The sequence below is a fragment of the Novosphingobium jiangmenense genome, from assembly GCF_015694345.1.
Classification (GTDB): domain Bacteria; phylum Pseudomonadota; class Alphaproteobacteria; order Sphingomonadales; family Sphingomonadaceae; genus Novosphingobium; species Novosphingobium jiangmenense.
In genome coordinates, this window is the sequence record NZ_JADQDC010000004.1 from 212,892 (window position 1) to 238,547 (window position 25,656).

Annotated in this window: 26 protein-coding genes; 13 read left to right on the forward strand and 13 right to left on the reverse strand. The window is 65.5% G+C overall.

The genetic code is table 11. From position 1 onward, the window contains the following. Positions 1–13 precede the first annotated feature (13 nt). Complete coding sequence (locus I2488_RS08020) at positions 14–2,581, reverse strand: helicase-related protein (protein WP_196275273.1); 2,568 nt, start codon at positions 2,579–2,581, stop codon at positions 14–16. A 219-nt stretch (positions 2,582–2,800) separates the two neighbouring features. Beyond that, on the reverse strand, positions 2,801–4,057 hold the full coding sequence (gene rho, locus I2488_RS08025) for a transcription termination factor Rho (RefSeq protein ID WP_196275274.1): 1,257 nt from the start codon (positions 4,055–4,057) through the stop codon (positions 2,801–2,803). Between the two features lie 212 nt (positions 4,058–4,269). Here rho and I2488_RS08030 point away from each other — a divergent pair, with 212 nt between their 5' ends. After that, positions 4,270–4,428, forward strand: a complete 159-nt coding sequence (locus I2488_RS08030; protein WP_196275275.1) for a hypothetical protein — start codon at positions 4,270–4,272, stop codon at positions 4,426–4,428. Here the strand turns inward: I2488_RS08030 and I2488_RS08035 are convergent. Together I2488_RS08035 and hemE are read right to left on the reverse strand one after the other, a co-directional pair. Then, positions 4,425–4,868 (reverse strand): CopD family protein, encoded by a 444-nt coding sequence (locus I2488_RS08035; protein ID WP_196275276.1) that lies wholly within the window; start codon positions 4,866–4,868, stop codon positions 4,425–4,427. The genes I2488_RS08030 and I2488_RS08035 overlap by 4 nt on opposite strands. An 80-nt stretch (positions 4,869–4,948) precedes the next feature. Continuing rightward, the gene (gene hemE / locus I2488_RS08040) at positions 4,949–5,977 is read right to left on the reverse strand and encodes a uroporphyrinogen decarboxylase (protein ID WP_196275277.1); all 1,029 of its coding nucleotides are present in this window, start codon (positions 5,975–5,977) and stop codon (positions 4,949–4,951) included. Positions 5,978–6,324: 347 nt separating this feature from the next. Here hemE and I2488_RS08045 point away from each other — a divergent pair, with 347 nt between their 5' ends. From I2488_RS08045 to I2488_RS08090, 10 genes are all read left to right on the forward strand, one after another. Continuing rightward, positions 6,325–7,164: a pyruvate, water dikinase regulatory protein gene (locus tag I2488_RS08045; protein WP_196275278.1), complete on the forward strand. Its 840-nt coding sequence runs from the start codon at positions 6,325–6,327 to the stop codon at positions 7,162–7,164. Then, the gene (locus I2488_RS08050) at positions 7,161–7,748 is read left to right on the forward strand and encodes a Maf family protein (protein WP_196275279.1); all 588 of its coding nucleotides are present in this window, start codon (positions 7,161–7,163) and stop codon (positions 7,746–7,748) included. Before I2488_RS08045 ends, I2488_RS08050 begins: the two co-directional genes overlap by 4 nt. Continuing rightward, the gene (gene aroE, locus I2488_RS08055; protein WP_196275280.1) at positions 7,745–8,602 is read left to right on the forward strand and encodes a shikimate dehydrogenase; all 858 of its coding nucleotides are present in this window, start codon (positions 7,745–7,747) and stop codon (positions 8,600–8,602) included. Before I2488_RS08050 ends, aroE begins: the two co-directional genes overlap by 4 nt. Further along, positions 8,599–9,204: a dephospho-CoA kinase gene (gene coaE / locus I2488_RS08060; RefSeq protein WP_196275281.1), complete on the forward strand. Its 606-nt coding sequence runs from the start codon at positions 8,599–8,601 to the stop codon at positions 9,202–9,204. The genes aroE and coaE overlap by 4 nt, the downstream gene beginning before the upstream one ends. 49 nt (positions 9,205–9,253) lie before the next feature. Then, complete coding sequence (dnaQ, locus tag I2488_RS08065) at positions 9,254–9,955, forward strand: DNA polymerase III subunit epsilon (protein ID WP_196275282.1); 702 nt, start codon at positions 9,254–9,256, stop codon at positions 9,953–9,955. Between the two features lie 68 nt (positions 9,956–10,023). Next, entirely contained in the window at positions 10,024–10,608 is a 585-nt protein-coding gene (gene hpf / locus I2488_RS08070; protein WP_196275283.1) for a ribosome hibernation-promoting factor, HPF/YfiA family, read from the forward strand. Positions 10,609–10,769: 161 nt separating this feature from the next. Next, positions 10,770–11,231, forward strand: a complete 462-nt coding sequence (locus tag I2488_RS08075; RefSeq protein WP_196275284.1) for a PTS sugar transporter subunit IIA — start codon at positions 10,770–10,772, stop codon at positions 11,229–11,231. Beyond that, a complete protein-coding gene (locus I2488_RS08080; protein WP_196275285.1) occupies positions 11,221–11,703 on the forward strand; it encodes a PaaI family thioesterase in 483 nt (160 codons plus the stop codon). The genes I2488_RS08075 and I2488_RS08080 overlap by 11 nt, the downstream gene beginning before the upstream one ends. After that, on the forward strand, positions 11,700–12,056 hold the full coding sequence (locus I2488_RS08085; protein WP_214652275.1) for a DUF1491 family protein: 357 nt from the start codon (positions 11,700–11,702) through the stop codon (positions 12,054–12,056). Before I2488_RS08080 ends, I2488_RS08085 begins: the two co-directional genes overlap by 4 nt. Before the next feature lie 214 nt (positions 12,057–12,270). Continuing rightward, positions 12,271–12,888, forward strand: a complete 618-nt coding sequence (locus I2488_RS08090; protein WP_196275286.1) for a cell wall hydrolase — start codon at positions 12,271–12,273, stop codon at positions 12,886–12,888. A 186-nt stretch (positions 12,889–13,074) separates the two neighbouring features. On the opposite strand, the gene purH is transcribed toward I2488_RS08090, so the two are convergent. Genes purH through rpe form a run of 3 tightly spaced genes read right to left on the reverse strand, consistent with a single transcriptional unit; the run spans position 13,075 to position 17,241 of the window. Continuing rightward, positions 13,075–14,664: a bifunctional phosphoribosylaminoimidazolecarboxamide formyltransferase/IMP cyclohydrolase gene (gene purH / locus I2488_RS08095; RefSeq protein ID WP_196275287.1), complete on the reverse strand. Its 1,590-nt coding sequence runs from the start codon at positions 14,662–14,664 to the stop codon at positions 13,075–13,077. A gap of 14 nt (positions 14,665–14,678) precedes the next feature. Continuing rightward, on the reverse strand, positions 14,679–16,568 hold the full coding sequence (locus I2488_RS08100; protein WP_196275288.1) for a heparinase II/III family protein: 1,890 nt from the start codon (positions 16,566–16,568) through the stop codon (positions 14,679–14,681). 1 nt (position 16,569) lies between these two features. After that, positions 16,570–17,241 carry a ribulose-phosphate 3-epimerase gene (gene rpe, locus I2488_RS08105; RefSeq protein ID WP_196275289.1) on the reverse strand — a complete coding sequence of 224 codons (672 nt, stop codon included), beginning with the start codon at positions 17,239–17,241 and terminating at the stop codon, positions 16,570–16,572. 342 nt (positions 17,242–17,583) lie between these two features. Between rpe and I2488_RS08110 the strand changes: the two genes are divergently transcribed. Further along, on the forward strand, positions 17,584–18,081 hold the full coding sequence (locus I2488_RS08110; RefSeq protein WP_196275290.1) for a DUF2141 domain-containing protein: 498 nt from the start codon (positions 17,584–17,586) through the stop codon (positions 18,079–18,081). A gap of 80 nt (positions 18,082–18,161) precedes the next feature. On the opposite strand, the gene I2488_RS08115 is transcribed toward I2488_RS08110, so the two are convergent. From I2488_RS08115 to I2488_RS08135, 5 genes are all read right to left on the reverse strand, one after another. Then, positions 18,162–18,920, reverse strand: a complete 759-nt coding sequence (locus I2488_RS08115) for a phosphocholine cytidylyltransferase family protein (RefSeq protein WP_196275291.1) — start codon at positions 18,918–18,920, stop codon at positions 18,162–18,164. Positions 18,921–19,011: 91 nt separating this feature from the next. After that, positions 19,012–20,112 carry an inositol-3-phosphate synthase gene (locus I2488_RS08120; protein ID WP_196275292.1) on the reverse strand — a complete coding sequence of 367 codons (1,101 nt, stop codon included), beginning with the start codon at positions 20,110–20,112 and terminating at the stop codon, positions 19,012–19,014. A gap of 276 nt (positions 20,113–20,388) precedes the next feature. Further along, entirely contained in the window at positions 20,389–21,072 is a 684-nt protein-coding gene (locus I2488_RS08125; protein WP_196275293.1) for a haloacid dehalogenase-like hydrolase, read from the reverse strand. Then, the gene (locus tag I2488_RS08130) at positions 21,069–21,791 is read right to left on the reverse strand and encodes a phosphocholine cytidylyltransferase family protein (RefSeq protein WP_196275294.1); all 723 of its coding nucleotides are present in this window, start codon (positions 21,789–21,791) and stop codon (positions 21,069–21,071) included. Before I2488_RS08130 ends, I2488_RS08125 begins: the two co-directional genes overlap by 4 nt. Positions 21,792–21,997: 206 nt before the next feature. Next, a complete protein-coding gene (locus tag I2488_RS08135) occupies positions 21,998–23,095 on the reverse strand; it encodes a CDP-alcohol phosphatidyltransferase family protein (protein WP_196275295.1) in 1,098 nt (365 codons plus the stop codon). Positions 23,096–23,221: 126 nt separating this feature from the next. Between I2488_RS08135 and I2488_RS08140 the strand changes: the two genes are divergently transcribed. Continuing rightward, a complete protein-coding gene (locus I2488_RS08140; protein ID WP_196275296.1) occupies positions 23,222–24,154 on the forward strand; it encodes a CDP-alcohol phosphatidyltransferase family protein in 933 nt (310 codons plus the stop codon). On the opposite strand, the gene I2488_RS08145 is transcribed toward I2488_RS08140, so the two are convergent. Then, complete coding sequence (locus tag I2488_RS08145; RefSeq protein WP_196275297.1) at positions 24,151–25,653, reverse strand: lipopolysaccharide biosynthesis protein; 1,503 nt, start codon at positions 25,651–25,653, stop codon at positions 24,151–24,153. The genes I2488_RS08140 and I2488_RS08145 overlap by 4 nt on opposite strands. Between the last annotated feature and the right edge of the window lie 3 nt (positions 25,654–25,656).

Genomic DNA, 25,656 nt, shown 5'->3' on the forward strand with positions numbered 1-25,656 from the left:
CTCTCTCCTCTTTCTATCGCGCCACCAGTTCGGCAAGCGCGGCGAATGCTCCGGTGGGTGGCGGCTTTGGCCTTTCGTTCTCGATCGGTGCCTCGCGGCGGGTCGGGCGCCAATCCCACAGCGGCGGGTGCGGCGGGCCGTATGCCTTTTCGGGCAGGCTACGGCCCATGTGCACGCGAAAGCCCCCGGCGCGGAGCAGGGCCGCATAGGCTGCGGTCGAGAGATTCATCGAACGGGCGACGGCAGGATCGAGGAACACGCGCCTGGCCTTGGTGCCCATGCGCGTGGCGTGGGCGGCGTGCAGCAGCTTTTCCGCGAGATCGACGCGAAGGCATTCGTTGCCGAGGCGACGGTATCCTGCGGGCGCGATCCTGGCGTGGACAACGGGCTGCATCGTCTCGGGCGGGAGCGGAGCCGGCTTGCCCCAGATCCGCGCCAGGCGGTGCCACGCCTGCATCGCGCCGGGGCGCAGGGCATTGGGGAGGAACAGGTCGAGCGCGCCGATGCGCACGCCGAGCTTCTTGAGACGCTGGCGTTGTGCGACGTCGAGCCGGTCGAGACCCGAACCTTCTCGCACCAGCACTCCGCCCGCTTCCACGAGATGGAGCAGCAGGGCGCGCAGTTCCGGGCCCGAAGCGGGATCGCGGCTTGCGTCGTCGAGCGCGAGCAGGGGCTTGAGATGACGCTGGTGCTGCGCCTGAAGCCACGACTCGAGCGCGGCGACCACTCCGGCCTTGTCGTCGGGTGCGAGCCGGTCGAGAGCGGGATCAGGCTTTAGGCGAGGGGAGAGCATGGCGCGCCCGCGCTCCAGCTTGGCCACCACGTTCTCCTGCCAGACAAGCGCGGTGTCTTCGAACTCGATGCCCTGCAGATCGTTCGCCGCTGCGATCAACGCCTTGGCGCGCTTGCCAAGCAGGCCGGGCAGATGGCGTTCCGCTGCAGCCAGCAGCAGCCTGCGGTCCTCCGCGCGGGCGAGGGGATCGACGACGAAGCGAAAGCCTTCGAGGTGGCCGATCGGCTCGTCGTCGACCAGCACCGCTCCTTCATCCGCCAGGCGCACCGGCAGCAGCGAGGCGTCGGCTCCGGCCTTGCGCATCAGCACGGCGGTACGGCGGTTGACGAAGCGTTCGGTCAGGCGCGCATGCAAGGCGTCGGACAGTCGGGCCTCGACCGCGCGGGCGCGGGCCGACATTTCCTCCTTCGCCAGCACCCAGTCGGGCCGCTGCGCGATATAGGCCCACGAGCGGATTGCCGAGACGCGAGCCTGCAGCGTGTCGATGTCGCCCGAGGGGTTGTCGAACTGGGCAATCGCCTGCGCCACGTAGTCCGCGCCGAGATAGCCGTGGCGCAGGTCCTGCCACAGGCGCGCGACGAAGCGGCTGTGCGTTTCCTCCCCCTGCGAGCGGAAATCGGGCAGGCGGCAGACTTCCCAGAAGCGCTCGACCGCACGCTTGCCACGGACGCTTGCAACAGTTTCGGGATCTTCCGCGAGGCGCTTGAGCACGGCGAGGTCGATGGCCTGGGGCGGCGTCACCAGTTCGGGGCGCGGGGGAATGCTCTCGAGATCCTCGATCAGCGCGGCCAGGCTGTCGAACCGCGGCTCCGCCTCGCGCCAGAACAGACGGGTGAGGGGCGGGAAGCGGTGTTCCTCGATCGCGTAGATTTCTTCCGGCGTGAACTCGGGATTGGTGCCACCCGCGCCCGCCAGCGTACCGAAAGTGCCATCGCGCTGGTGACGCCCGGCGCGCCCGGCAATCTGCGCCATTTCTGCGGTCGTCAGCCGTCGCTGGCGGTGGCCGTCGAACTTGGAGAGGCCGGCGAAAGCAACGTGATGCACGTCCAGATTGAGGCCCATCCCCACCGCATCGGTGGCGACGAGGTAGTCGACCTCTCCCGCCTGATACATCGCGACCTGGGCATTGCGCGTCTGCGGGCTCAATGCGCCCATGACCACCGCCGCGCCGCCCCGGAACCGCCGCAGCATCTCGGCCATGACGTAGACCTGCTCGGCACTGAACGCGACGATCGCGCTGCGCGGCGGAATGCGCGAAAGCTTCTTGGCGCCGACGTGAGTGAGCGTCGAAAAGCGCGGGCGGGTGACGATATCCGCCTCGGGCACCAGCGCCTTGATCATCGGCTCCAGCGTCGAGGAGCCGAGCAGCATCGTCTCCTCGCGACCGCGCGTGTGCAGCAGGCGGTCGGTAAACACATGGCCGCGTTCGGGATCGGCGGAAAGCTGCGCCTCGTCGAGCGCGACAAAGGCCAGATCCGGGCGCGAGGGCATCGCCTCGATCGTACACAGGTGCCAGCGCGCACCTTTGGGCTCGATCTTCTCCTCGCCGGTGATCAGCGCAACCTTGTCCGCACCCTTGATCGCGCAGACCCGGTCATAGACCTCGCGCGCCAGCAGCCGCAGCGGAAAGCCGATCGCGCCCGAAGAATGCGCGCAGAGCCGCTCGATGGCGAGGTGGGTCTTGCCGGTGTTGGTCGGCCCAAGCACCGCCTTGACCACGCCAGTGTGCGCGGACTTCCGAGGCTGGGCAGGAATGCGCGGGGCCATGTGTCTGAATGTGGCGGGCATGATGGGTGGAAACAAGCGAGCGGGGCAATTTTATCCCCTGCCCGAAATGTCGCTCAACCTTCGTCATTCCCGCGAAGGCGGGAATCCAGCAAGAGACATTGCCGTCGCATCGCGACGACGCTTCCTGTCCAGCTGGACCCCCGCCTGCGCGGGGGTGACGAGCGCGGGATTGGCGATGAAGCTATAACGAAAGGCCCGGATCGCTCCGGGCCTTTCCTGTTACTGGTTCATCGTCGCGAAGAAGTCTTCGTTGGTCTTCGAATCCTTCATCTTGTCGAGCAGGAACTCCATCGCGTCGACGGTGCCCATCTGCATGAGGATGCGGCGCAGGACCCACATCTTCGAGAGCTGGTCCTTCGGCACGAGCAGCTCTTCCTTGCGGGTGCCGCTCTTGCCCACGTCGAGCGCCGGGAAGATGCGCTTGTCGGCAACCTTGCGGTCGAGCACGATTTCCGAGTTGCCGGTGCCCTTGAACTCTTCGAAGATCACTTCGTCCATGCGGCTGCCGGTATCGATCAGGGCCGTCGCGATGATCGAGAGCGAGCCGCCTTCCTCGATGTTGCGGGCGGCACCGAAGAAGCGCTTGGGGCGCTGCAAGGCATTGGCGTCGACACCACCGGTCAGCACCTTGCCCGAGGACGGAACGACCGTGTTGTAGGCGCGGCCGAGGCGGGTGATCGAGTCGAGCAGGATGACGACGTCACGCTTGTGCTCGACCAGGCGCTTGGCCTTCTCGATGACCATCTCGGCAACCTGCACGTGGCGCGATGCCGGTTCGTCGAAGGTCGAGGAAATGACCTCGCCCTTCACGCTGCGCTGCATGTCGGTGACTTCTTCCGGACGCTCGTCGACCAGCAGGACGATCAGGAAGACTTCCGGATGGTTGTCGGTGATCGCCTTCGCCATGTTCTGCAGCAGCACGGTCTTGCCGGTGCGCGGCGGGGCGACGATCAGCGCGCGCTGGCCCTTGCCCTGAGGCGAGACCAGATCGATCACGCGGGCCGACTTGTCCTTGACCGTCGGGTCGAGCGTGTCGAGCTTGAGGCGCTCGTTCGGGTAGAGCGGCGTGAGGTTGTCGAAGTTGACGCGGTGGCGCACGGCCTCCGGTTCGTCGAAGTTGACCTTGATCAGGCGGGTGATGGCGAAATAGCGCTCGCCATCCTTGGGCGCGCGGACTTCGCCTTCCACGGTATCGCCGGTGCGCAGGCCCCATTTGCGGACCTGGTTCGGCGAGACGTAGATGTCGTCAGGCCCGGCAAGGTAGTTCGCTTCGGGGCTGCGCAGGAAGCCGAAGCCGTCCGGCAGGACCTCGATCGTGCCGATGCCGAGGATTTCCTCGCCGTCTTCCGCCATCTCTTTCAGGATCGCGAACATCAGGTCCTGGCGGCGCATGGTGCTTGCGCCTTCGACCTCGAGCTCTTCGGCCATCTGGACCAGCTCGGCGGGGGTCTTCTTCTTGAGTTCTTTCAGGTGCATTTCTTGTGTTCCCAGTGGGATAGGTGATGGCCGGAAACCTCTGAAGGGCTTGGAGAAAGCGAGAGGGCGGCTGCATCATCGGCAGCGCATCTGCATTCCGGTTCATCGCCAGATATGCCTCGGGCGGGCGATAGTCAATTGTGGATGGGGGCAAGGGGGTGGTATCCTTCTCGCATCAAGCCGGAAAACCGGCCATTCGAGAGGAACGGCACATGATCAGACTGCCCCGCCACAGCGCGGCCTTCCCCCGCCAGCAGGCGCACGATGCCCGGGCCAATGCCTGGGGCTCGCAATGGAAGCACCTGCCGCGCTCGCCGATGCGGCTCGTCCGCAACGCGATGCGCGATGGTTTGCGGACACTTCGCGGCTAGAACGGCTTCACGATCACCATGATGACGATTACCGCGGCGGCAATGCCCGGGATCTCGTTGAGCATGCGCAGCTTCTTGCCCGAGAGTTTCCTCACGCCCTGGGCGAGTTGCTGCGCATAGCTCGCCAGCCAGAAGTGATAGGCCGTCAGCACGAGCACGAAGGCCAGCTTGAGGTGAAACCACCCTTGCGCAAACGCGCCGATGTCCATGGCGAGCAGCAGGCCGAGCAACCAGACCACCACCAGCGCCGGCCACATGATGATCTTCATCAGCTTGCGCTCGCGATCCACCCAGATCGCATTCTCGGGCGAGCCTTCCGGCGCTTCCTGGTGATAGACGAAGAAGCGCGGCAGCATGAACAGGCCGGCCATCCAGAAGATCACGAAGATGACATGGCCCGCCTTGAGCCAGAGATAGAGCATCGCCAATACCTGCTGCATGATGTGCGTTTCCGCCTGAAAATGCGCCCCCCAGGGCTATTTCGGCGCGGAAATCGCGGTTTGCAAGTGCCCGAAAAGGTTCAGTCGCGCGACCAGCCCCGTACGATCTTCAGCAGCGCTTCGACGTTCTCGATCGGGGTGTGCTGGCCGATGCCGTGGCCGAGGTTGAACACGTGCGGGCGGTCGGCGAAAGCTTCGAGCACGCGGATGGTCTGCTTTTCCAGTTCCGGACCGCCCGCCAGCAACAGCAGCGGATCGAGATTGCCCTGCACCGGCATGCCCGCCGGCATCTCGCGCGCGGCCCACAGCGGGTCGATGGTCTCGTCCACGCCGACGGCATTGACGCCGGTCTCGCGGGCATAGGCGGCAAGCTTCTCGCCCGCGCCCTTGGGGAAGCCGATCACTGGCACGTGCGGATAGCGACGCTGCATTTCCGCCGCGATCTTGGCGTTGGGCGCAATCACCCAGCGTTCGAATTCAGCAGGAGCGAGGCTGCCCGACCATGAATCGAACAGCTGCAGGCCTTCGGCACCCGCTTCGACCTGTCCGGAGAGGTATTCGATGGTCACGTGCGAGATCGCATCGATGATCGCCTGGAACTGGCCCGGATCGCGATAGGCGAGCGCGCGGGTGTCGTGGTGATCGCGGCTGCCTTCACCGGCGACCATGTAGGTGGCGACCGTCCACGGAGAGCCGGCAAAGCCCAGCAGCGTCGTCTCGGGGCCAATCTGCGCCTTCACCTTGGCCACCGTCTCGTAGATCGGTGAAAGACGCTCAGGCACCGCGACAAGGCTGTCCAGCGCCACGTCGAGCAGGCGGGGGGAGAGGTCAGGGCCTTCGCCGACGAGGAACTTGAGGTCCTGGCCCATAGCGTAGGGCACGATCAGGATGTCCGAGAACAGGATCGCACCATCGAAGCCGAAGCGGCGGATCGGCTGCACGGTCACTTCCGCAGCAGCGTCGGTGTCATAGACCAGCGCGAGGAAGCCGCCCTTTTCGGCGCGCAGTTCGCGGTATTCGGGCAGGTAGCGCCCGGCCTGGCGCATCAGCCAGATCGGCCGGCGGGAAAGATTGGCACCACGCAGCGTTTCAAGAAGAGGGCCGGGCATCGGGTTCTCGATCCAATCCACTAAAATAGATTCTTAGAATCAGGTTGAAGGTGTTTGTTGGCCCTGTGGAAACCGGGGATTGCACTCGTCTGCCCGATTTGTGAGTCACCTTCCACACTTTTCGGTGTTCGCGACTCTGGACAGTGCATGAGTCAACGCGAAGTTCTCACCGCTCTCCACAGGCTGGGGAAAACACTGTCCACTTGTCCACAAGTGCCCCGGAAGATGACTCGGAACGAGGGTGAATCCGACGTGGAAACTTGTCCCTGACTCTGTCCCGTGGTTTATCGGTGCTGTTTCCACAGGGTCATCCCGACCTTGCCCGGATATCCACCGAAAGCCCGCAAATGCAGCGCCTGCACCTGCACCTCCTGTCGGATTCCACCGGCGAAACGCTGGAAATGATCGCCAAGGCGGCGCTCGCGCAGTTCGATGGTGCTGATGTCGTGCGCCATTTCTGGCCGATGGTCCGCTCTATGCAGCATCTCGATCGCATCATGGGCGAAATCGCGGCAAATCCGGGGCTTGTCCTGTTCACGCTGGTCAATGCCGAAACGCGCGAGCGGCTCGAACAGCGCTGCGTTGCCCTTGGCCTGCCGATGGTCCCGGCGCTCGATGCGGTGACCGATGCTCTGCAGCAGCAGCTCGGCGTCCAGGCCAAGGGCCGTCCCGGCCGCCAGCACATGATGGACGAGGCCTATTTCCGCCGCGTCGATGCGATCCAGTTCACAATTGCCCATGACGACGGCGTGAACTGGGAGAATTGGGAAGAAGCCGACATCGTGCTGGCGGGCGTTTCGCGCAGTTCGAAGACGCCGACCTCGATTTACCTCGCCAATCGCGGCTACAAGGTGGCGAACATCCCGATCGTCGTGGAAAGCCCGCCGCCGTCGATGCTCTTTTCGCTGCGCCGGCCGATGGTCGTGGGCCTCACCACCAGCCCGGAGCGCCTGATCGCGGTGCGCCGCAACCGCCTGCTTTCGTTGAACCAGGCGCCCGAAACCGCCTATGTCGACAACGATCAAGTGACGCGCGAAGTGCAATACGCGCGGCGCATGTTCGCCGACAACGGCTGGCCGGTGATCGACGTCTCGCGCCGCTCGATCGAGGAAACCGCCGCTGCCGTGATCAATCTCTACAACGAACGCACCGCCGGAGCGGGCGGCGATGGAGCCAAACCGATATGACTCTTGTCCTCGCGAGCCAGAGCTACTCGCGCAAGATGATGCTCGAGGCTGCGGGCGTGCCTTTCGAGGCGCGTTCTTCGGATGTCGACGAAAGTGCCATCAAGCGCGAACTGATTGGCGTCACCGGCTGCCAGATCGCCAGCGTCCTGGCCGAGGCCAAGGCGCTTGCCGTCTCGCTCGCCATGCCCGGACGGCTCGTGCTGGGCGGCGATTCCATGGTCGAAGTCTGCGGCCGCCAGTTCGACAAGCCGACGAGCCGCGAGAATGCCGCCGAACATCTCGAATTCTTCTCCGGCAAGGACATGCACCTCCATTCCGCCGCCGTCCTGATGCGCGATGGCCTAGTGATATGGAAAACCTGCGAGACCGCAAAACTGCGGGTTCGAGAGCTTTCTCCCGCATTTATCCAGAGCTATCTCGACAGGGAGTGGCCAGAGGTTTCGGGCTGCGTCGGCGTGTTCCGGATCGAGGCGCTGGGCGTGCAGCTGTTCGAACAGATCGAAGGCAGCCACTTCACCGTGCTGGGGATGCCGCTATTGGCCCTGCTCGGTGCATTGCGCGAACAGGGTGAGTTGCCGTCTTGAGTGTTCCTTACGCCGAAGTGATCGGCGATCCGATCGCACAGTCCAAGTCCCCGGTGATCCACGGCTTCTGGCTCGAGAAGCTTGGGCTGGAGGGCCGCTACGACCGTGCGCACGTCAAGGCCGAGGGTCTGGCTGACTACCTTGCCGCCCGTCGCGCCGATCCCGACTGGCGCGGCTGCAACGTGACCATGCCCCACAAGCAGGCGGTAATTCCGCTCCTCGACCGGCTTGATGCACTGGCGGAGCGCATCGGTGCGGTGAACACCATCGTGCCGGAAGACGGCGCGCTCGTGGGGTACAACACCGACGCTCCCGGCTTCCTCGAACCCCTGCGCGAGGAGCTGGCCAAGACCCATTATTTCCGCATGGCTCGCGTTCTCGGCACCGGCGGCGCCGCGCGGGCGATCATCGCCGCGCTGGCGGATGAGCACATCGTCCTCGTGCTGGCGGGCCGCAATGTCGACAAGGCCCGCGCCCTCCTCGACGAACTCGACCCGCAGGGCGAACACCACGTCGCCCCGCTTGATCACTTCGCCGATGCCACCGACTTTGCTTTCGATGACCGCGAAGGCTGCTTTGATCTGGTGGTCAACGCCTCCTCGCTCGGTATGACCGGCCAGCCCCCGCTCGCCTTCGACATGACTCACGCGCCGCCGGGTTCGGTGTTCTACGACATCGTCACCAGCCCGCTCGAGACCGAATTCCTCAAGGCCGCCAGAGCCGCCGGATTCCGCACCGTTGATGGCCTTTCGATGCTGATCGGACAGGCCGACTACGCCTTTCGCCGCTTCTTCGGCGCGACGCCGCCGCGCGGGGAAGCCGACGCCGAGCTGCGCGCAAGGATCCTGGCATGAGCCGCCCCTTTGTTCTCGGTCTTACCGGCTCGATCGGCATGGGCAAGTCCGCCGTCGCGCTGATGCTGCGCGAACTGGGCGTGCCGGTGTTCGACGCCGATGCCGCCGTCCACCATCTGCAAGGCCCCGGCGGCGAACTGCTTGCCGCAATCGAGCAAGCCTTCCCCGGCACGACAGGCCCGGAAGGCGTCAAGCGTCAGGAACTCGGCGCACAGGTCTTTGGCGATCCCGAAGCGTTGAAGCGGCTCGAGGCCATCGTCCACCCCGCCGTCGCGCGGATGCGCCATGCTTTCATGGTCGAACACATGGGCGAACCGCTCGTCGTCTTCGACATCCCGCTGCTCTACGAAAAGGGCCACGGCAGCGATCTCGATGCGGTCATGGTCGTCTCTGCCCCGGCTGAGGTTCAGCGCCAGCGCGTGCTTGCCCGCCCCGGCATGACGCCCGAAAAGTTTGCCCATATCCTCTCGCTGCAAGTGCCCGACGCCGAGAAGCGCGCGCGCGCAGACCATGTCATCGATACCGGCGTCACCCTCTCCGAGACGGAGGCGCAAGTTGCCGCGCTGGTTGCGGCCATCCGGGAAAAAAACCTCGGTCGGTAACCCTCCCACCCCCTTGTCAGCCACGGCGGAGGGGTCCACATATTCTTCAATGCGTGAGATCGTTTTCGATACCGAGACGACCGGACTGGACCCGAAAAGCGGGGATCGGCTGGTCGAGATCGGCTGTGTCGAAATGGTCAACCGGGTGCCCACGGGCGCGGTTTTCCATTGCTACTTCAATCCCGAGCGCGACATGCCGGCAGAGGCCGAGGCCGTGCACGGCCTGTCGATCACGTTCCTGTCCGACAAGCCCAAGTTCGCCGCCGAAGCCGACGCGCTGCTCGACTTCCTCGGCGACTCGCCGCTGGTCGCGCACAACGCCGGATTCGACTTCGGCTTCATCAACAACGAGCTGGAAATGTGCGGGCGCGAACCCGTCAGCCGCGATCGCATGGTCGATACGGTGGCCATCGCGCGGCGCAAGCACCCCGGTGCCAAGCTCAGCCTCGATGCCCTGTGCACGCGCTACGGCATAGACCGCAGCCACCGCACCAAGCACGGGGCGCTACTGGACGCGGAACTGCTCGCCCAGCTCTATGTCGAGCTGATGGGCGGGCGGCAGATCGGCCTCGAACTGGCGGCAGATGCCGCAGGGGCAGCCGGTCTTGTCGTGGTGGAGGAGTCGATCACCGTCTCCTCCAGCCTGACCCGCGCATTCCGTTCCCCGCGCCCGCACGCCGCGAGCGCCGAGGAGCTTGCCCGTCATGCCGAATTCATGGCGGGCTTTGCCGAGCCGATCTGGTCGCGCTGAAACCCGGCCGCATGGTCCGGGGTTGAGGACGACCGGGCGTCTCGCCCGAGTGACAGGAGAAGTGACTTATGGATATTCGCGTTTCGGGACACCAGGTCGAAACCGGCGCTGCGCTGCAGACCCATGCCGAGGAGCGCCTCGGCGCCATCGTCGACAAGCACTTTTCCCGAGCGCTTTCCTCGAACGTCACCTTGGGCAAGGCCCCGCACGGCGGATTCCGATGTGATATCGTGACCCACGTGACGCAGGGCCTGATCCTCAAGGGCAGCGCCATTGCCCAGGACGCGCACGTCGCGCTCGACCAGTCGGCCGAGAAGATCGAGAAGCAGCTGCGCCGCTATCGCCGCCGCATCAAGGATCGCCACGAAGGCGCCGATCACGCCCGCAAGGCTGATGAGGCCAACTTCCAGGTGCAGGAAGCGGCCTACACGGTCTTCGTTCATGACGAGGCGAGCGAGGAGGAACCGGCAGACGCGCCGCTGGTCATCGCCGAAACCCGCGTCGACGTTCCCACCGCCAGCGTTTCCGACGCGGTGATGATGCTCGATCTGCGCAACACCAATGCGCTCCTGTTCAAGAATGCCGGCACCGGCGTTCACAACATGGTCTACCGCCGCGGCGATGGTTCGATCGGCTGGGTCGAACCCAAGTAAGGCGCTTGCACAGGTGACGCGAAGGAGGCGCAAGTGCCTCCTTCGCACGCCGTGATACCGGGGCCCGCGGAATCGCTTTGCGCTTGCCTTCCGCGGCATTCGGGAGCATGGCGCGCCCCAATTCACCGTGCCTTTGCACTTATGTGATACGTTTTTTCCGTATGTCGGCTCTCTTTCAACTCGATCCCCAGGCTGTCCGCGTCATGCGGGCCGATACCAAGCAGCAGATCCTTGCCGATCTCGCGGCCAGCTTTGCTGCGGTGTACGGACTCGATGCCAATGTGGTGATCGACGGCATCGAGGAGCGCGAGAAGCTCGGCAGCACCGGCTTCGGTCGCGGCGTTGCCATTCCCCATGCGCGGATCGACGGGCTGGATCGCCCGGTTGCGGTCTTCTTCCGCCTTGAAAACCCGGTCGAGTTTGCCGCGGCCGACGGGATGCCGGTCGATTGCGTGTTCGGCCTGCTCTCGCCCTCGCAGGCGGGCGCCACGCATCTTCAGGCGCTGGCCGCGATCTCGCGCCTGATGCGCGATGAACGCATGCACGAACGCCTCGTCTCTGCAACCGACGCCGACGCGATCTACGGATTGCTCGTCAACGTCATCGATCGCGATGCCGCCTGAGGCCAGCGCCGACAGCGCAAGCCTGCACTGGCGCGCGCTCGAAGGCCTCTATGCCTCGGCCCCGGTCAACAACCTGTTCGAATCCCGGCTTGAAGTCGTCGGTGAAGGCCTGTCGCGCATCCATTTCGACGTGACGCCATCGTGCTTCCACGCGGCGGGCGCCGCCCATGGCACCATCTACTTCAAGATGCTCGACGACGCCGCGTTCTATGCCGCCAACACGCTCGTCACCGACCGCTTCCTGCTGACCACCTCGTTCAACCTGTTCTTCAGCCGCCCGATCAAGGGTGGGCGGGTAACGGCGGAAGGGCACTGGGTCTCGGGCCGACGCCGCGTGCTCGTCGCCGAAGCGCGGCTGATCGATGAGGATGGCGAGGAAGTGGGGCGTGGCACCGGCACGTTCCAGCGCTCGCGCATCCCGCTGTCCAGCCTGGATGGCTACAACGCCGGCCTGCGCGCCGCGCTCGATTGAGCGGTTCGGCGGTGGATTCACGCCTGCCCGCACATCTCGAAGTCCAGGGACTCGTCCGCACGGTTCAGGCCGGCGGCGGCTTTGCCATGGTCCTGCACAAGGGTGAGCGGGACGGTGGCACCATCCTGCTTGTTATCTTGGAAAATCAGTCGCTTGGCGTTCTCTACGAACGGATGCCAGACCTTGATGGACGTCGCAAATGGCGCGTTTCCAAGGCCCAAGTATCTGACAATAAACAGGAATTCGAAGACTATCTGGACCGTAGAATGCGGCAGGATCCCGATGTGTGGATAGTCGAACTGACTGTCGCGGATCGCGAACGCTTCGTCCGGGACAACCTTTCCCCTGCCTGAACACGGGTTGACTCTGCCGCAGCGCACAATAAAGGCGCCCTACCGATTTTTGCGCAGGCGGTGACCGACGGCAACAAGGCCCAAGGCACTGGCACGCAGACGGGGGGCAACCGACATGGCCCTTCGGCAGCAGACCGGCACGCGGGGTTCTCTCGCGCTCACCGGTGTCCTGTCGCGCCATGGACGGAAGTTCACCGCCTATTGACGACAGAGTATGAGCACCAAGTTCAAATACGCCGCTAGCCTGAGCATAGCTGCGACTTTCATCACAACGCTTCTCAGCACTGGCGGATCCCACGCCTCTGCGCAGTCCATCACCACCCCGGCCGCGATCACCGCGACCTTCATCTCCCAGCCCGTGGTTCAGCCTGTTGCCACTGCAACGCCCGAAGCTGCCATCGAAGCTGAAGCCGCCGACGCGGCATCGCTTTCCGAGCTGGTCGAGGAAACCCAGATTCCTTCCGCGCTTTCGAACGAGCTCGAGTGCCTTGCCGGCGCCGTCTACTTCGAAGCCAAAAGCGAAACCCTTGCCGGACAGCTCGCAGTCGGCCGCGTGATCGTGGCCCGCGCCAACTCCGGTCGCTTCCCCGCTTCCTACTGCGGCGTGGTCTACCAGCCCTCGCAGTTCTCGTTCGTGCGTGGCCGCTCGATGCCCGCCATCAACCGCGACAGCCACGCCTGGCAGACCGCCGTGCGCATCGCCAAGATCGCCGATGAAGGCCTGTGGAAGAGCCCGGTCGAAGGCGCCATGTTCTTCCACGCCGCCCGCGTCTCGCCCCGCTGGGACAAGACCCGCATGGCCCGCGTCGACAGCCACATCTTTTACCGCTGATTTCAGCTGCCTTGGACGGCATCGAAAAGGGCCGGTCCCCACGCGGGGCCGGCCCTTTTTCCGTCTGCAAATACGAGAGCTCCGAATACCCACCCCGCTGCGACTAACTTCACTGCGTTCAGTAAGTCTCGCTCCCCTCCCGCATGCGGGAGGGGTTGGGGGTGGGCATTCAGCAGTTGCTTTGCCTCAATGCCGGAAGTGGCGCATGCCGGTGAAGACCATGGCGAGGCCAGCTTCGTCAGCCGCCTTGATCACGTCTTCGTCACGGATCGAGCCGCCCGGCTGGATCACGCAGGTCGCGCCTGCTTCGACCGCTGCCATCAGGCCATCGGCGAAGGGGAAGAACGCGTCCGAAGCGACGGCAGAGCCCACCGTGCGCACTTCGGCAAAGCCGTGCGTCTCGGCTGCTTCCTTGGCCTTGGCCGCAGCGATGCGCGAGGAATCGCGACGGTTCATCTGGCCCGCGCCGATGCCTGCCGTCACCCCGTCCTTGGCATAGACGATCGCGTTCGACTTGACGTGCTTGGCCACGGTCCAGGCGAACAGGGCGTCTTCCAGTTCCTGTTCGGTCGGCGCACGCTTGGTCACGACCTTGAGGTCGGCCTTGTCGATCTTGCCGGCATCGCGATCCTGCACCAGCAGGCCGCCTGCGATCGGCACGGTGGTCAGGCCCTTGCGATTGGCATCGGGCAGGCTGTCGATCAGCAGCAGGCGCAGATTCTTCTTGCGCGCGAAGGCTTCCTTGGCGGCATCATCGGCGCCCGGCGCCACGACCACTTCGGTGAAGATCTCGCAGATCGCGTTGGCCGTCGGTCCGTCGAGCGGCACGTTGGTCGCCACGATGCCGCCGAACGCCGAAACGGAGTCGCACTCCAGCGCATCCTTCCACGCGTCGAGCAGCGTGTCCGCGGTGGCGACGCCGCAGGGGTTGGCGTGCTTGACGATGACCACCGTCGGCTTGGCCCCGGCAAACTCCGCCACCAGTTCCAGTGCCGCGTTGGCATCGTTGTAGTTGTTGTAGGACAGTTCCTTGCCCTGCACCTGCGTCGCCTGCGGCAGACCGGTCACGGCAGGATTGCGGGGCACGTAAAGCGCCGCGTCCTGGTGCGGGTTCTCGCCATAGCGCAGCGTCGTCACGCGGGTGTGCGCGGCGGCGAGGACGGGCGGGAAGTGCTCGCCCTGATCGACCGTCGCGAACCACTGCGAGATCGCCGAGTCATAGGCTGCGGTCGCCGCATAGGCCTTGGCCGCCATCTTGCGGCGGAAGGCCAGCGTCGTCGCGCCGCCGGTCTGCTCCAGTTCGCCGAGGAACGCGGCGTAGTCCGCAGCGTCGGTCAGGATCGTCACGTAATCGTGGTTCTTGGCCGCCGAGCGCACCATCGACGGCCCGCCGATGTCGATGTTCTCGATCACCTCGTCACGCTCGGCGCCCTTGGCCACGGTCGCCTCGAACGGATAGAGGTTCACCACGACGAGATCGATCGCGCCGATCTCATGCTCGGCCATCGCGGCAGCATGTTCAGGGTTGTCGCGCACGGCCAGCAGCCCGCCATGGATCGTCGGGTGCAGCGTCTTGACGCGGCCGTCCATCATTTCGGGAAAGCCGGTATGCTCCGACACGTCCTTCACGCTCAGCCCTGCATCGCGCAGGGCCTTGGCGGTGCCGCCGGTCGACAGCAGCTCGACGCCGCGCGCTGCCAGTGCCTTGCCAAGATCCACAAGACCGGACTTGTCGGACACCGAAAGCAGCGCCCGCTTGATCGTAACCTCGCTCACGTGGGAATTCCTATCTATCGCATCTTCTTCAGCAGCCACGAGAAGCTCTCGCCGCTGCGGGGAACCTTGGCCGTCACGACCAGTTGCCGGGTGCCGATAGGCCGTCCGAGCCCGTCTGCCCAGAGGGATTCCTCGATTCCGACCCCATCGCGGCCAGATCGGAATTGCCACAGGCTGCCATCGGGCAGGCTGAGCGTCACCCCCTTGCCATCTGCGCTCGCCGCCAGCTCGATATGCGGCCCCAGGTGGAAGCGCAGGGCCACGCCGATCATCCCGCGCTTGCCCTTGCGGCCCGAAGGCACGAGCAGGTCCTCGCCGCGCAGTTCGGTGCCATCGTCGCGCAGGATCAGGATGCGGCGGTGGGTCAGGCCATAGCGGCTGACATAACCGTTGTGGCTCGCCTCGATCCGCGTTGCGCCCGGCCCTGCGCCCTCGGCCGAGAGCGTGCGGCGATCGACTTCGACCTCCGATACGCCCGATCCCAGCTTGCCGTTGATCAGCACGGCGGTGGAGTTGAAATCGTCGATCGTCAGCGTCGAATGCGCCGCCGTGGCGCGCAGGCCCTGTTCGAGCCGCAGCGGGATCATGCCCCCGGCAAAGGCCGCACCGCCGCAGTTGACGATCAGCCGCTCCGCCCCATGGCTCAGCTCGAAGGCCAGCGTCGAGGCGCAGCCATCGCGCGTGTGCCGCGCTACCGGCGGCGGTCCGGCATCGAACTGCAGCACGGTCTTGCCCGCCGTCGCGCGCTGGTAGCCCCACTGACGCGCATCGCGCAAAGGCCGGGTGCGGATGCCGCTCGCGCGCACCAGTTCCTCGATCCGCTCGGCGGATACTGCGCCCGCGCCCTGCCAGTTGCCCAAGGCCCCATCGCCATGGAGCAGCGCCAGCAAAGGTGGCACCAGCAGCGTCAGCATCGTCTGGATCTGCGGCAGCGGCTCGGCCCGGATCGCCTCGTAGCAGGCGCGCAGTTCCACCAGCAGCTCGATCGCCTCGATCTGGCAGAGCGGGCTGCGCGACAGCACGCCGCCATCGTCACCCACCAGTTCGCCTAGCGCCTTGACCAGCCCGGCCTCGCCATAGAGCCGGCGCGGCTTGCCATCGGCCATTAGCAGGCCGACCGCGACGAGCGCGCACCAGCCCGCCACTTCGGACAGCCGGTCATCCGCCTTGGTCACCCGCCGGTCCAGCCAGCGCGCGGTGTCCTCGATCGTGTGCAGCACCCGCGTTCGCAGGGCGCGGTCCTGCCCCGAAAGGATCAGCGGCGCGTGGACCATCCAGTTCAGCAGGCGGTGCCCGACATTGCCGACGTCCCAGGCAGGCGTCGGATCAGGCTTGGGATTTGCATTGAGCCAGGTGCCGAGAATGCGCTCTGCCACCTGCACGCATTGCGCCCGCGTGCCGCCGGATTCGAGATCGCGCAGCCAGCGGAAGCCATGGACCATCCGCTCGAACGCCGGTGGCAGGCGCGGGCCGGAGAAGGCGGTGTCGGCAATCGGCGACTTGTAGCCGTGGACGAGGAAATGCCCGGCGCGCAAGGCCTTGCCGGCTGCCGCATCGCCCGGAAGCGGCGGGGTGACCGTGGCCGTCAGCCGCGTCTTTGCCCGCTTGCGGAAAGGGTGGATCGCGCTGGCGGGAAGGCCGAGGCTATAGGCGAACCGCACCAGGCGATCGCCGGCGCCGATGGCAGGCGGGGCGAAATCGGCCAGCGCCAGCGCGCGGCCGGGCTCGATCACTGCCGGATCGGGACGGTCGTCCTCCAGCGGCAGATAACGGGTGGACGGCTCGGGCGTCGGATCAGCCAGCGGTTCCTCCTTCGTCGCCTCGAGCGGGATGGCGGATGCCTTGGCGGAACGGCCAGCGTCCGCCGGGCGACTTCCGAGATCGGGGAAGCCGCCGTTCTCCATGTCAGGCCTGCCCCGCGCCGATGGCCTTCAGCGCGGCAATGTTGGCAGCATATTGCGAGGGCCCGCCCTTGAACGTGGCGGTTCCGGCCACCAGCACATCGGCCCCGGCATCGACGCAGGAGCGGATCGTGCGGGTATCGACCCCGCCATCGACTTCGAGGTGGATGTCCCGGCCCGACTTGTCGATCATCTTCCGCACCGCCTCGATCTTGCGAAGCTGGCTGGAAATGAAGCTCTGCCCGCCAAAGCCGGGATTCACGCTCATGATCAGGACCAGATCGACGTCATCGATCAGGTAATCGAGCATCTTCGCCGGGGTTCCGGGGTTGAGCGATACGCCCGCCTTCTTGCCCAGTCCCTTGATCGCCTGCACCGTGCGGTGAATGTGCGGGCCGGCTTCGGGATGCACGGTGATGATGTCCGCCCCCGCATCTGCAAAGGCCTGCAGGTAGGAATCGACCGGCGAGATCATCAGGTGCACGTCGAACGGCTTGGTCGTGTGCGGGCGCAGCGCCTTCACCACCATCGGCCCGATCGTGATGTTGGGCACGAAGTGGCCGTCCATCACGTCGACATGGATCCAGTCTGCCCCGGCGGCGTCGATCGCGCGCACTTCCTCGCCCAGTTGTGCGAAGTCTGCAGAAAGGATCGAGGGCGAAATCAGCGGGGTCATCTGGACATCTTCCTGCAGCGGGTGGCAGGCGGATTGGTAAACGCGCATGCGCCCGGGCATAGCCACCCCATTCCTCGCGCTTACCGTTGGCGAATCGGCGGAACAAGCGCCACCGGGCGCATTATCCACACGCAATGTCCCGGTTTTGCTGCGTTATGGATCATGAACGCCGGACAAGGGCCGGGTTCAGCCGCTATTCACGGCACGAATCTTACTTAACGAACCAGACAACCGCCGTTATTGGATGTGGCGGGGAAGAGAAAAGGCGCTGCGTGGGCTTTCAATGAAGGCACGTGGAACAAGCGGTTGCCGCAGGAAACATCGAAATCGGGGCTTTTTGACATGACCAAGCCGAAACGGTTGCGCGCCGCGGCCGCTTTGACTGCCACTGCGCTCGCCGCCACTCTCATGACCGGCAGCACCGCCGCCAATGCCAACGGCCCCAATTGCGCCGGGCCGGTGAGCGACACCTACATCAACGTCACCGTCGATGGCGTGCGCAACGGCAACGGGCTGATGGCGGTGACGCTCTATGCGGACGAGCCGCGCAAGTTCCTCGTCAAGAAGGGCTCAATGTATGTCGGCCGCGTCGATGCGACCGCGCCGGAAACGCGCATGTGCCTCTACGTGCCCAAGCCCGGCGTCTATGCGCTGGCGGTCTATCATGACGAGGACAGCAGCCGGAACCTCAAGCGCAGCGGCGTGCTCGGCCTGCCCGAGGAAGGCTTCGGCTTTTCCAACAACCCGCCGACGATCGCGAGCATTCCCTCGTTCCGCTCGGTGCGGCTGAACATCTCGAAGTCGGGCCTGTCGACCCGCATCCACCTCAAGTATCCTTGATCGGATAGCGCTGCTCTCCCCTCCCGCTCGCGGGAGGGGCTGGAGTGGGCCCTGTCGGTGAAAAGCTGTGGCGGGCAGGCTTACTCGCCCGCAGGCACGCCGATATCCGCGAAAGTGCGCGCCAGATGCCACGGCGCCAGCTCTTCGGCGAGCGTATGCGCACGCGGATCGTCGACGTCCATCCACCAGGCATCCTCGATGTCCATCGTGCCGGCGCGTCCGGCATCGGCCAGGCGCTGCATGCCGTCCGACAGGCTCCCCGGCTTGCCCTCGGCAATCGCCTCGTGGATCGCCTTGGCCAGATCCGGCGTGGCGAGGAACGCGCCGCAATCGACCGCATCGTAGGGCGTGATGGTCTTGCCGATGGCGGTGATCATGCCCTCGTCGTCCATCTTCACCCAGGTCGCATCCTCGGGATCGACCAGCGGATTGTCGATGCGACGGTCCACCGCCAGCGTCACCGCGCAGTCCGGGCGGTGTTCGTGGATCAGCCGCTCGAGAATGTCGGCCTCGAACATGTGGTCGGCCATCATCAGCAGGTAGTTGCCCTCGCACCGCGTCGCCCCGGCCATGACGGAGTGGCCGTTGGGCGTGGACCAGTTGGTCAGACGCACCGGCACGATCTCGATCCCGGCGCGAACCGAAAGGTCAGCGAGGAAGGCTTCAAGCAGATCGGCCTGATGGCCGGTGACGACCACCACGCGGGTGACGCCCGCCAGCATTGCCTGCCGCACGCCGATCTCGATCAGCGGCACTCCCGCGACCGGGGTCATCGGCTTCGAAGGAGAAAGCTCGGCAAGGCGGCTGCCGAAACCGGCAGCGATGATCAGCGCATCCATGGTCGCTCCGGGTAAAGGTTTCGGCGGCAAATGAAAAGGCCGACCTGACTTGCGTCGGGTCGGCCTTTCAATCCGTCAGTGAAACTGCAGCTTATTCAGCGGCGAGCTTCTCGACCGAGGCGTACTCGTCGACCATCTGGGCGGCGACGTCGTCGTTGAACTGCTGCGGCGGGTGCTTGCAGAAGTAGGCCGACGGGCCGATCAGCGCACCACCTTCGCCACGGTCCAGCGCGACCTTGCAGCAACGGATCGCGTCCATCACGCAAGCGGCCGAGTTCGGGCTGTCTTCAACCGACAGGCGCAGTTCCAGGTTCATCGGAACGTTGCCCCACTGCTGGCCTTCCATGCGGATGAAGCACAGCTTGTTGTCCTTCTGCCACGGAACATAGTCCGAAGGACCGACGTGGATGTTCTCGTCCTCGAGACGCGTGGCGAGCATGGCCTGCACTGCCTCGGTCTTCGATTCCTTCTTGCTGCCCAGACGCTGGCGGTCGAGCATGTTCATGAAGTCGGTGTTGCCACCGGTGTTGAGCTGGTAGGTGCGCTCGACGTTGACGCCGCGGGCGGCGAACAGGCTGGAGAGCACGCGGTGGACGATGGTTGCACCGACCTGCGCCTTGATGTCGTCGCCGACGATCGGGATGCGCTTCTCGCGGAACTTCGCTTCCCATTCCGGGGTCGAAGCGATGAACACGGGCATGCAGTTGACGACGGCAACGCCGGCTTCAAGCGCGCATTCCATGTAGAATTCGGTGGCTTCCTGCGAACCGACGGGGAGGAAGTTCAGGAGAACTTCGGCGCCCGAGTCCTTGAGGGCCTTGACGATGTCGGCCTGGGTGGCTTCGGGCTGGTCGGCCACGATGAAGCCCTTTTCGCCGACCGAGGTCATGTGCGCGGCAACGCCGTCCGACACGCGACCCATGATCACCTTGCCGCCGGTCATCGGAACGTTCGGCTGGAACACGGTGGTGTTGTTCGGTGCAGCGAAGATGGCTTCGGCGATGTCCTTGCCGACCTTGCGCGCATCGACGTCAACGCCGAGCACGAAGTCGACGTCACCGGCGCCATATCCGCCAATGCGGTCGTGGATGAGGCCCTGCGACGAGTTGTTGTTGCGATAGTAGGCTACACCCTGCACCAGCGAGCTAGCGCAGTTGCCCACGCCGATCACGGCGACCTTGATTGGCTTCATGAATAACGATCCCTTCAGACAGGCGCCCTGCGGCGGCTGTAATCAAACTGCCTCAAAATACCGAAATGCCATCGAATGCAAGCCGAATCCTCAGTCCGTCAAGACGAAGCGGGGAACCGCCGGTCATGGCAGACCTTGCAATCCCCACTCCCTGCTCGCAATCGTGCCGCCTGCACTGCACCAAAGTATGGGCGCGCAAGCCACAGCAATTTCCGATGGGACCGCGCCCTTAACCGAAAAATGCTGCCCGCGATAGTCCGTTTTGCCGGATCGCCCCTACAGGCCTGCAACCGGGTCGGCAACCGTGGCAATATGGTCACCAAGTTCGGCAAGACTTGTCAGGGTCCGGGTCCCCGGAACCGCCCTCTCGAAATCGTCCGGAGCGAACGCGTCGGTCAGGAGCGCACGAAAGCGCACCCGCGCGGCAGCGGCGATGTGGGCGTCGTTCGGTGAATCTCCGGTGAACAGGAATCCGCCCCGCGCGATTCCGAAGCGTTCCTCGATCGCGCGGAAGTGCGGCTCGCCCTTGGCAAAGCCCGGATCTCCGGCCGAAGGCGCGCGATAGCCGAGCGCCATGTCGACGGGCCAGTCGCGCGCGAGGCGTTCGACATAGTGTTCAAGGTTGTTCGAGGATATCGCCACCAGCAGGCCCCGGTCGCGCCACTGCTGCAGCAGCGCGGCGGTGTCTGGTGCGATGGCGATTCCGGTCAGGTAGCCGTCCTTCCAGTCCTCGAAGCGCTGGGCCACCGGATCGGTATCCTGGCCCGGATAGAGCTGGCGCAACTGCTTCTCGAACGGCAGGCCGGACGTGGCGAAATAGGAGCGGCGCGCTTGGTCGAAGGGTGTGCCGAACGATTCTTCCATCAGCTGCGCCGCGCGGTCGGCATAGTCGTCCATCGTCGGCACCAGCGTGCCGTCGAGGTCGAACACCAGAACGCGGACTTCGCCTTCTGCGCTCACGCGGTCAGGCTTTCGCGGGCCACGGCCAGATCCTCGGGGGTATCCACCTCGAACCACTTGAGGCCCGAAAGCCAGCGCACCTGCGGCGCAGTCGCCTCGTCCTGCGCCAGTTCGTGCAGGACCATCTCGACCGAGGCGGTGGCAAGATCCTTGGTCTCGCGCACGCGGTCGAATGCTGCCCAGTAGCCGGCGCGCGCTACTTCGCGCACGAAAGTCGTGCCGATATAGGCGCCGTCGTACTTGGGCAGGGTCTTGGAAATCGCCTGCAGCGCGCCGTCCTTCTCGATCACCTTCATCTCGTCGGGCAGCACCGGCCGCTCGCGCTCGCAGGCGACGGCCACGGTCCGGCCCGCAGCCTCGGTGGTGAAGTGGCGGGTGTACATGTCGGCCGGGAACAGGTGGTCGGCATTGGTCAGCACGAAGGGCGCATCGCCGATCAGTTCCCGTGCCGCGCCGAGCGAGGTCAGGTTGCCTGCTTCAAGCTGGCCGTTGCGCACGGTCCTGACCGGCGCGTCGGGCCATTCGGCAGCGATGTGCTCTTCGATCAACGAAGCACGGTATCCGGTGACGACGATGACTTCACCGGCCACGGCAAGCAGTGCCTCGATCGCGAAATCGAGGCAAGTCCGGCCGGCAACCGCCATCAGCGGCTTGGGCAGGGACTCGGTCGCATCGCCGAGCCGACTGCCACGGCCCGCAGCAAGGATCACACCCTTCATGTTTTATCCCGGTTCCTTGTTGCGGTCGCTTCCGGGTCAATTTGGGGGAACGCAACGCATCGCGCAAGGGGTGGGGGCCACTGATGCCGCGATGCAGCACCAAAGGGTGCCACAGTTGCAACAGGGTTGCGCCAGAGTTGTCGTAGAGTTGTCCCAGAGTTGCGGGGGAGTTGGCCCCGAGTTGGGGGAGAGTTGGAAATGCCGCTTCAGAGCTGCCGCATGTGCGGCGGAAGCAGCATTCCCTCGCTGTCGGCAGCGATCAGCGGGGCGCACCAGGCCACCGCGCCGAGCCAGATGCACAGGCCTCCGAGCAGCATTCCCGGCAGGACCCAGGCAAGGCCGAGCAGGCAGAACACGCAGGCCACAAGTACGTAGACGTCGCGCTTGAACAGGCGCTCCAGCGTCAGGGTCACGGTCTGCAGGACGGGCCGACCATCAAGCCGCTGTTCGAGCGCGGCGCGCAGCACATCGAAGCTGCCGCGCTTCGGACCCATGCGGACGAGCACGCTCATGGCGATGATGCCGCTCACCAGCAGCACCACGCAAGCCAGCGCAATCCATGCGTAATCAATGCCATAGGTGCGGATCACGCCGGTCATCAGGCCGATCACGAAGCCGAGGTTGGCGACCATGTCGCAAGCGGTATCGAGCAGCGCGCCGCGCCGGCTCATCGCCCAGGAAACGCGGGCAATGTCGCCATCGACGCAGTCGGTGACCGAGACGGCCTGGAACAGGAAGCCGCCTAGCGCCAGCCACTCGACCCCGCCCTGGCCAAGGATCACTGCCATGACCATCGCCAGGGCAAGGGTGAACCAGGTGATCGGATCGGGGCCGATTCCGAACTTCATCGCCAGCGCCGACATGCGGAACGAGATCGGCCGGTTGATCCACCGCCCCACCGGCCCCTCGGTGGGCTTCAGCGTCGCGCGCAGCAGGGCCATGACGGTGCCATGGTCGCTGCTCTCGCGGATCAGGCGCGGGTCGCCGGGGACAAGCACCAGCGCCGGGTCCTCGCGCAGGGCTTCAAGCGCCGCCTTGGTCGGCTGCGCTTCGGCCGGAAGCAGGGCAGTGCCCGGCGGCAAGGGATCGGAAGGCGATACGTAGCTGACCTGCGGCAAGGACCGGGTGCGCATGGCAAAGCTGCGGTGCCAGTCCTCGGCCACCGGGGAATCGGCCACGATCACGATCGAGGCCGCTCCGACGAGATCGGCGAGAATCACCCCGCGCGCCACGCCGCTGATGCCGCCGATGCGGCGACGCAGGTAGGAACTGGCCGGAATCGCGACGGAAAACGGGGTATTCAAGCGTGGGTGCCTCATCCAGAGCATCGGAGGCTCTTTCCACGGCCTATAGACACCGCTACCTGATGCGCCAAGACGGCATCGGCGGGATGCACATTCTGTCTGGCACGGCATCAAGGGGTCGCACGGGTGAACGCGGGGAATCGGACGGGGGCCATCGAACGCCCCAAGCGTCCGCGGGAATTGCAGGACGGGCTGAACTATCACCTCTACCACCCGCTGGCATGGCGGCTGGCGAGGCTGCTCGCGCATACGCCGCTCACGCCGAACATGGTCTCGGTCTTCGGCGGGCTGCTCGTCGTCGCGGCGGGCGTGGTCTATTTCAACATGGATTCGACCGGCGGCACCTGGGCGCTCGGCTGGCCGATGGGCGCGATGCTGGGCATGGCGCTGCACATGTCGTGGCACGTGGTCGACGGCGCGGACGGCGACCTTGCACGGATCACCGGCAAGTCCAGCCCGATCGGTGAAATGGTCGACGGCGTCTGCGACTATGTCAGCCACATCGTGCTCTATGTGCTGCTCGCTTTCGTGCTGACCCGCCAGATCGGCTCAGGTGCCGCATGGGCATGGACGCTGGGGGCTGGGGCAAGCCATATCGTCCAGTCCAACCACGTCGAGGTGCAGCGCCGGTTCTACCAGTACTGGACCTATGCGGTGCCCTGGCTGAACAATGCCAAGGACAACAGCGACGGCGTGTTCGGCTCGCGCGGGCCGATTGCCCGGCTGTTCGAGCTGATCACCAAGGGCTACCTGTTCCTCGCCGCGGGTATGACTCCCCACGCCCATCAGGTCGATCAGGCCGTGCGCGGCGCTCTGGCCACCAGCGATCAGCCAAGGCTCGAGGCGATCCGGGCGGAAGTGGCGCGCGAGCAGAAGCCGCTGCTCAATTTCCTCAAGCTGCTCGGCCCCAACCCGCGCGCGATCGTGCTGGGTCTGGCGATGATCGCGGGCAGCCCGGTCTATTACTTCTTCTACCAGGTGGTGGTGCTGAACCTGCTGCTGCTGATCTCGGTCCAGCTGCACAACCGCGCCGCCAAGCGCACGGCTTCCAGAATCTAGCTGACGCGGAAGCGATTGAGCGAGAGGACGCCGGGCTGCGCCTTGCGCCAGAGCGCGACGAACGTGCCGTAGAAGGCAAGCGCGATCAGGGGCGAGACGGCCTTGGTCACCACGGGGTGCGCACCTGCCAGCGCGCTGACCTTGGCAAGGCCGCCGAGCCAGACGCCGAGAAGCACTGACGTTCCGGCTGCAAGCAGCGGGATCGCGGCGTGGAAGGGATGGGGCCGGACGCCGAGGCCTGAAAGCCAGTGCCGCCGCATGAACGAGGCGACCAGCGCCGCCAGCAGCATGGCGAAGGCCGCACCGAGGATGCCGTACTGCGGCGTCAGCAGCGGGATGGCGAGCGCGGCGATCACGATCAGGATCAGGTTGACCTGCAGCGCCAGGGCCGGACGGCGGTAATAGAGGATCATCTCGGACACGCCGAACGCGCCGTTGACGGTCTCGGCCAGCACCATCGCCAGCAGTGCCGCGTAACCGCCTGCGTAATGCGCGCCGAAAAGGTCGAGCAGGGCCTCTCCCGTCGCGGCCATGAGCAGGACGACGCCGAGCTGGATCGTCAGGATCACGCGCGTGGCGGCCGCAGTCGCCTTGCCGGTGGCAACGTCGCCATCGGTCATCATCGTGCGCGCGGTCAGCGGAGTGAGGATGCCGTCGAAGGCCTGCCGAACCTGCAGGATCGGCGTGCGCAACTGGCGCAGCACGCCATAGACGCCGACCGCAGCATCGCCGAGAAGGAAGCCGACGAGATAGAGATCGATGCGCTGGGCAAGCGTGGTCAGGAAATCGCTGCCGCTGGCCGGCGCCAGGGCGCGGGCGCGACGGAGCAGTTCGGCCGGGTGCGGACGCCAGCGGCGCAAGTGGAGCGGACCGAGGCAATGTCTTGCGCTCCACACCGAGAACAGCACCAGCGCGACCGATCCGGCCCAGTAGCCGATGACCATGCCGGTCTGTTCGAGCCCGATATACCACGCGCCGAAGGCCACCGCGGTCAGCACATAGGGCTCGACAAGGCCCCGCGCGATGACTTCGTAGCGCATCTTGTGGGTCCAGCGCGTTGCGGCGAGGGCAATGTCGCCGATGACCTGCCCGAGCACCGCCGGTGCGATCAGGGCAAGCGCGAGGCGCAGGCTGTCTGAAACGATCCTGCCCGGCAGGGCTTCAGCCAGCAGGACCAGCAGCGCCGAGACCACCAGACCCGAAAGGGTGGCAAGCAGGAGCGCGTCGAGCAGGACGTGCGTCGCTCCGCGTGGCTGTTCGCCTTGCGTCGCCTCTTCCAGCCAGGGAAAGATCATGCGCTTGAGGCCGAGGCTGGCGACGGGGGCGGCGAGTTCGACCATCGCGCTGGCCATGGTGAACACGCCGTAGTTGGCCGCACCATAGAGCCGTGCGCCGACGTAGAGGAACGAGGCCCGCGCCGCGAAGCGGATCACGAAGCTGAGCGCGTTCGATCCTGCGCCACGCGCGATAACTGTCTGTGATTGCCGGGGTGCGGTCATTGC

What these genes read in the sequence shown, in the direction of transcription:
- I2488_RS08020 (WP_196275273.1), bottom strand. Translation starts at nt 2,581, where the DNA reads ATGCCCGCCACATTCAGACACATGGCCCCGCGCATTCCTGCCCAGCCT.
- rho (WP_196275274.1), bottom strand. Translation starts at nt 4,057, where the DNA reads ATGCACCTGAAAGAACTCAAGAAGAAGACCCCCGCCGAGCTGGTCCAG.
- I2488_RS08030 (WP_196275275.1), top strand. Translation starts at nt 4,270, where the DNA reads ATGATCAGACTGCCCCGCCACAGCGCGGCCTTCCCCCGCCAGCAGGCG.
- I2488_RS08035 (WP_196275276.1), bottom strand. Translation starts at nt 4,868, where the DNA reads ATGCAGCAGGTATTGGCGATGCTCTATCTCTGGCTCAAGGCGGGCCAT.
- hemE (WP_196275277.1), bottom strand. Translation starts at nt 5,977, where the DNA reads ATGCCCGGCCCTCTTCTTGAAACGCTGCGTGGTGCCAATCTTTCCCGC.
- I2488_RS08045 (WP_196275278.1), top strand. Translation starts at nt 6,325, where the DNA reads ATGCAGCGCCTGCACCTGCACCTCCTGTCGGATTCCACCGGCGAAACG.
- I2488_RS08050 (WP_196275279.1), top strand. Translation starts at nt 7,161, where the DNA reads ATGACTCTTGTCCTCGCGAGCCAGAGCTACTCGCGCAAGATGATGCTC.
- coaE (WP_196275281.1), top strand. Translation starts at nt 8,599, where the DNA reads ATGAGCCGCCCCTTTGTTCTCGGTCTTACCGGCTCGATCGGCATGGGC.
- dnaQ (WP_196275282.1), top strand. Translation starts at nt 9,254, where the DNA reads ATGCGTGAGATCGTTTTCGATACCGAGACGACCGGACTGGACCCGAAA.
- hpf (WP_196275283.1), top strand. Translation starts at nt 10,024, where the DNA reads ATGGATATTCGCGTTTCGGGACACCAGGTCGAAACCGGCGCTGCGCTG.
- I2488_RS08075 (WP_196275284.1), top strand. Translation starts at nt 10,770, where the DNA reads ATGTCGGCTCTCTTTCAACTCGATCCCCAGGCTGTCCGCGTCATGCGG.
- I2488_RS08080 (WP_196275285.1), top strand. Translation starts at nt 11,221, where the DNA reads ATGCCGCCTGAGGCCAGCGCCGACAGCGCAAGCCTGCACTGGCGCGCG.
- I2488_RS08090 (WP_196275286.1), top strand. Translation starts at nt 12,271, where the DNA reads ATGAGCACCAAGTTCAAATACGCCGCTAGCCTGAGCATAGCTGCGACT.
- I2488_RS08100 (WP_196275288.1), bottom strand. Translation starts at nt 16,568, where the DNA reads ATGGAGAACGGCGGCTTCCCCGATCTCGGAAGTCGCCCGGCGGACGCT.
- rpe (WP_196275289.1), bottom strand. Translation starts at nt 17,241, where the DNA reads ATGACCCCGCTGATTTCGCCCTCGATCCTTTCTGCAGACTTCGCACAA.
- I2488_RS08110 (WP_196275290.1), top strand. Translation starts at nt 17,584, where the DNA reads ATGACCAAGCCGAAACGGTTGCGCGCCGCGGCCGCTTTGACTGCCACT.
- I2488_RS08115 (WP_196275291.1), bottom strand. Translation starts at nt 18,920, where the DNA reads ATGGATGCGCTGATCATCGCTGCCGGTTTCGGCAGCCGCCTTGCCGAG.
- I2488_RS08120 (WP_196275292.1), bottom strand. Translation starts at nt 20,112, where the DNA reads ATGAAGCCAATCAAGGTCGCCGTGATCGGCGTGGGCAACTGCGCTAGC.
- I2488_RS08130 (WP_196275294.1), bottom strand. Translation starts at nt 21,791, where the DNA reads ATGAAGGGTGTGATCCTTGCTGCGGGCCGTGGCAGTCGGCTCGGCGAT.
- I2488_RS08145 (WP_196275297.1), bottom strand. Translation starts at nt 25,653, where the DNA reads ATGACCGCACCCCGGCAATCACAGACAGTTATCGCGCGTGGCGCAGGA.